Origin of the sequence: Jatrophihabitans sp., assembly GCF_036389215.1 — a bacterium.
In the GTDB taxonomy this organism is placed as follows: Bacteria; Actinomycetota; Actinomycetes; order Mycobacteriales; family Jatrophihabitantaceae; genus Jatrophihabitans_A.
The window spans coordinates 1-4,756 of the sequence record NZ_DASVQG010000223.1 but is presented as its reverse complement, the minus strand read 5'-3'; the positions used below and the strand labels follow the sequence as shown (position 1 = coordinate 4,756).

Sequence of the window (4,756 nt, the reverse complement as noted above, 5' to 3'; positions counted from 1 at the left end):
GAAGTCGACCAGCGTCTTGCCGAGGGTGTCGACCGTGCAGTGCGCGGCCGTGAGCAGAACGGTCGGCGTGACCAGCGTCGCCGTGCAACGGAACCGGCCGTCCGGGCTGTAGAAGAGGATCAGGCCGACGTTCGGGTGACGGTTGCCGTCCGGCTCGCCGCCGGTGATGGCGACTGCCGGGCTCATCGAGCCGACGGTGAGGCCGAGGATGACGAACAGGATGCCGAACAGGCGCCTAAGTCGAGATGCCATGAAAAGCCCTTCTTGAGATGGAGTGACCTGGGGCGATTGCCGCGTTCCAGCCTGTGAGGGCAGTCAGAACACGCGGCAAACGCGCTGGTGAACCCATTTCAACACCGGATGGCACCGGCTGTCCACAGCCGATCGCAGCCCTGCCGAGGAGGGCCGAACTGCCCGTCATCAGGCGATTACACAGTGCTTCCGCCCGGGGTCGCGAGCCCTCTCGCGAGCCGTGCCGCGAGCCGGTTCGTCGCCCTACAGGATGATCAAATCGTCCCGGTGCACGGCTTCGCGCCGAAGGTCCGCGGGCAGGTCCGGGGTGGACTTGCCGAGCAGCTCGGGAAGGTCCTCGCTGTCGAAGGCCACCAGCCCGCGGGCCACCACCATGCCGGCCGGGTCGGCGAGCTCCACCGGGTCGCCGGCCGCGAAGTCGCCGGTGACCGCGGTGATCCCGGCCGGCAGCAACGACGCCCGGTTGCGCACCACAGCGGTGACGGCCCCGGAGTCCAGCAGCAGCCGGCCACGAGGCGTGGTGGCATGGCGCAGCCACAGCAACCGCGAGGCCGTCCGCTGCCCGAGCGGCACGAAGTAGGTGCCGCCGACCCCGGCGAGCGCGTCGCTGACCGCGTCGGCGTGCGACAGCAGCACCGGAATGCCGGCCCCGCTGGCGATCTGCGCCGCGTCGATCTTGGTGGACATGCCACCGGTGCCGACGCCCGAACCGCTGCCGGCGACCCGGACCGTGGCCAGCTGCTGCGGCCCGGTCACCTCGCCGATCAGCACCGCGCCGGGCTTGCGCGGATCGTCGGTGTAGAGGCCGTCGATGTCGGACAGCAGCACCAGCGCGTCCGCCCGCACCAGGTGCGCGACCAGTGCCGCCAGCCGGTCGTTGTCGCCGAAACGGATCTCGTGGGTGGCCACGGTGTCGTTCTCGTTGACGATCGGGATCACCCCGAGTGCCAGCAACCGCTCCAGGGTGCGGACGGCGTTGCGGTAGGAGCCGCGCCGGTGCAGGTCCTCGGCCGTCAGCAGCACCTGGCCGACGGTCAGGCCGTGCCGTGCGAACGAGGTGGCGTACCGCTCGGCGAGCAGCAACTGCCCGACGCTGGCGGCGGCCTGCTGGGTCGCCAGGTCACGTGGGCGCGATGTCAGGCCCAGCGGCGCCAGCCCGGCCGCGATCGCCCCGGAGGACACCAGCACGACCTGCTGGCCGGCGGCCCGCCGGGCGGCGAGGGCGTCCACCAGCGCGGCCAGCCGGCTGGGCTGCAACCGGCCGCGGTGCGTCAAGGAGGACGAGCCGACCTTCACCACGGTGCGCGGCGCGGCGGCAATCCCGGCCCGGTCGATCCGCTCGCCGGCCATCAGGACTGCTCGGTGGCCGTACGCTCGAGCTCGAGCTGGAGCTCCTCATCGCTGAGGGGCAGCCGGCGGGACTTCTTCAGAGCCAGCCGATCATCGGCATTGGGCCGGCTGCTGGTGTCCAGCCGGTCGTCGGTCCCGCGACGGGTCGGCGAGTACTCCTCGTCGGCCAGTCCGGCGGTGGGCTGGAAGTCGAAGACGTAGTCCAGGATCGTCACGGTGGCCCCGGGCATCGCGCCCAGCTTGGCCAGTTCCTCCTCGACGCCCAGCCGGGCCAGCCGGTCGGCCAGGTAGCCGACCGCCTCGTCGTTGTCGAACTGGGTCTGGCGAACCCAGCGCTCGGGCTTGCTACCCCGCACGACGAATGCCCCGGGCTCCTCGGGATCGGGCTCCACGCTGAATCCGGAGTCGTCCACGGCCCTGGGGCTCAGCACGATCCGGGCCGCCGGGATCGCCTCCTGGCTCGCCCGGAACTCCTCGACCAGCCCGGCCAGGGCGAAGGTCAGCTCGCGGAGCCCGGCGTGCGAGACCGCGGAGACCTCGAAGACCCGGTAGCCGCGCCCGGTCAGCTCCTCGGTGACGAAGTCGGCGAGCTCGCGCGCCTCCGGGATGTCGACCTTGTTCAGCGCCACCAGCCGCGGCCGGTCCAGCAGGTCCCCGAGGCTGGACTGGTACTGGGCCAGTTCCGCCTCGATGGCTTCCAGGTCGCTGATCGGATCCCGGCCCGGTTCCAGGGTGGCGCAGTCCAGGACGTGCAGCAGCACCGCGCACCGCTCGACATGCCGCAGGAAGTCCAGGCCCAGGCCCTTGCCCTGCGCGGCGCCGGGGATCAGTCCGGGCACGTCGGCGACGGTGAAGGTGGTCTCACCGGCACTGACCACGCCCAGGTTGGGAACCAGCGTGGTGAACGGGTAGTCAGCGATCTTGGGACGGGCCGCGGAGATGGCCGCGATCAGCGAGGACTTGCCCGCCGACGGAAAGCCCACCAGCCCGACGTCGGCCATCGACTTCAGCTCCAGGACGACGTCGAAGGCCTCCCCCGGCTCGCCGAGCAGCGCGAAGCCGGGTGCCTTGCGCCGGGGCGAGGCCAGCGCGGCATTGCCGAGACCGCCCCGGCCGCCGTGCGCGACCACGTAGCGACGGCCGGCGCCGGTGAGGTCGGCCAGCACGCTGCCGTCCGCGGCATGCACCACGGTGCCGTTGGGCACGGCAAGTTCCAGATCCCCGCCGTCGGCGCCGCTGCGGTGCTTGCCCGCGCCCGGCCGGCCGTTACCCGCCTTCTGGTGCGGGTGGTGATGGAAGTCCAGCAGGGTGTGCACCTGCGGGTCCACCACCAGCACGACATCGCCGCCCCGGCCGCCGTTGGCACCGTCTGGCCCGCCGAGCGGTTTGAACTTCTCCCGGTGGACCGAGGCACAGCCGTGGCCGCCGTTGCCCGCGGTCACGTGCAGCACCACTCGGTCTACGAAATTCACCACGCGGGGTGCTCTCTTCTCTTTCGACTGCTGGTCCTCATCCGGCACCGATTCCCAAGAGCCCGGTGGCCCTCGGCGACTGGCGTGCCGGGCGAGGTGGTCCGTGAGTGGACCGGTACCTGTAACGCAAGGAGCGGGCGCCGGAATCCCGGTGCCCGCTCCAGCGGAGTGAACGTCTGCCGAACCCGGAGGCTAGACCTCGACCTGGACCGGGACGATGCTCACGGTCTTGCGGCCACGCCGGCTGCCGAACAGCACGTTGCCCGCCGCGAGGGCGAACAGCGTGTCGTCACCGCCACGGCCGACCAGATCGCCCGGGTGGAACTTGGTGCCACGCTGCCGGACGATGATCTCGCCGGCGCTGACGAGCTGGCCGCCGAAGCGCTTGACCCCCAGTCGCTGGGCGTGCGAATCGCGGCCGTTGCGGGAGCTGGATGCGCCCTTCTTGTGTGCCATGGATCTACTTCTTTCCGCTGTCGATGCCGGTGACCCTGACCTGCGACAGCTTCTGCCGGTGGCCGATGCGCTTGTGGTAGCCGGTCTTGTTCTTGAACTTGTGGATCTTGATCTTCGGGCCCTTCGCCGGGCCGACGATCTCACCCGTCACCGAGACGGCGGCCAGCTCGGCCGCGTCGGTGGTCACGTCCTCGCCGTCGACGAGCAGGATCGCGGGGAGCACGACGCTGGCGCCGGGGGCCAGGTCGAGCTTCTCGACCGTCACGACGTCACCTACGGCGACCCGGTACTGCTTGCCGCCGGTCTTGACGATGGCGTACATCGCGAATCCACTCCTGTCGAACAGCTATCGAAATCTCGGGTGTTTCTCGGGGTGTTCCTCAGGCGCAAGGCCTTGCTGGTGCAGGCGCGGCGTGCGCTTGCCGCCGGCTACGGCGGCCACACACCAGAACGGCCCACCGCCGTGCTGTGGGCCGTTGTACAGATTACGCCAACGACGGCCCTACAGGCAAAGCGGCTACCCCTCCGGAACGCTGACCGGCACCGGCGGGCCGGCCGGCCGGCTCGCTGCCCGCCGGCGGCGGGGACGCACCGGCTGGGCGGTGCCGGGCTGGCCGGCACCCTGGTCGGGCGCCGCCGGGCCGGCCTCGTTCCCGGTTGGCTCGACGGGTGCTCGTCCGGCGGATGCCCGTCCGGCGGGTGCTGCCTGGGCAGGTGCCGGTTGGGCAGGTGCCGGTTGGGCAGGTGCCGTCGCTGATTCGGCCTGCTGGCCGGTCTGCTGGGCCGCGTCGCCGCCGGGCGCCGGCGAGCCGGCCGCACCGTTCACCGTTGGGCCGGCCTCGGCCGCGCTGCTCCCATCCCGGCCGCTCCTGCGCCGCCCGGCCCGCCTCCTCTCGGGGCGGCCGTTCTCCGGCTGACTGCCTTCGGGCTGGCCGTTCTCCGGCTGGACGTTCTCCGGCTGGGCGTTCTCGGGCTGGCCGCTGGCCGGCTGGGCGTTCTCGGGCTGGCCGCTGGCCGGCTCATCACGGTCAGCGGAACCCGCTGCGCTGCCGGTGGCAGCACTGTCATGCAGGTTGGTCGCCGCCGCGACCGCCTTGACCTGGCTGGCCGCGCCGGACGACCCGGACGACCGCTTCTCCGGCACCGGCTCGGTGTGCACGATCAGGCCCCGGCCCTTGCAGTGCTCGCAGGTCTCGCTGAACGCCTCGAGCAGCCCGGCGCCGATC

At 71.7% G+C, this 4,756-nt stretch carries 4 protein-coding genes and 2 pseudogenes; all 6 read right to left on the bottom strand.

The genetic code is table 11. The features are described from left to right. Positions 1 to 252: pseudogene (locus VF542_RS12280) on the bottom strand (pterin-4-alpha-carbinolamine dehydratase); the annotation flags it as partial. Positions 253 to 495: 243 nt separating this feature from the next. Beyond that, complete coding sequence (gene proB / locus VF542_RS12275; RefSeq protein ID WP_408651995.1) at positions 496 to 1,602, bottom strand: glutamate 5-kinase; 1,107 nt, start codon at positions 1,600 to 1,602, stop codon at positions 496 to 498. Next, the gene (obgE, locus tag VF542_RS12270; RefSeq protein ID WP_408651994.1) at positions 1,602 to 3,077 is read right to left on the bottom strand and encodes a GTPase ObgE; all 1,476 of its coding nucleotides are present in this window, start codon (positions 3,075 to 3,077) and stop codon (positions 1,602 to 1,604) included. The genes proB and obgE overlap by 1 nt, the downstream gene beginning before the upstream one ends. A gap of 189 nt (positions 3,078 to 3,266) precedes the next feature. Further along, positions 3,267 to 3,530, bottom strand: a complete 264-nt coding sequence (gene rpmA, locus VF542_RS12265; RefSeq protein WP_408651993.1) for a 50S ribosomal protein L27 — start codon at positions 3,528 to 3,530, stop codon at positions 3,267 to 3,269. 4 nt (positions 3,531 to 3,534) lie between these two features. Next, positions 3,535 to 3,852, bottom strand: a complete 318-nt coding sequence (rplU, locus tag VF542_RS12260; protein WP_408651992.1) for a 50S ribosomal protein L21 — start codon at positions 3,850 to 3,852, stop codon at positions 3,535 to 3,537. A gap of 195 nt (positions 3,853 to 4,047) precedes the next feature. Beyond that, positions 4,048 to 4,756, bottom strand: a pseudogene (locus VF542_RS12255) (hypothetical protein); the annotation flags it as partial.

Excerpts from the sequence above, each read along its gene's own strand:
- proB (WP_408651995.1), bottom strand. The coding sequence starts at position 1,602 with ATGGCCGGCGAGCGGATCGACCGGGCCGGGATTGCCGCCGCGCCGCGC.
- rpmA (WP_408651993.1), bottom strand. The coding sequence starts at position 3,530 with ATGGCACACAAGAAGGGCGCATCCAGCTCCCGCAACGGCCGCGATTCG.
- rplU (WP_408651992.1), bottom strand. The coding sequence starts at position 3,852 with ATGTACGCCATCGTCAAGACCGGCGGCAAGCAGTACCGGGTCGCCGTA.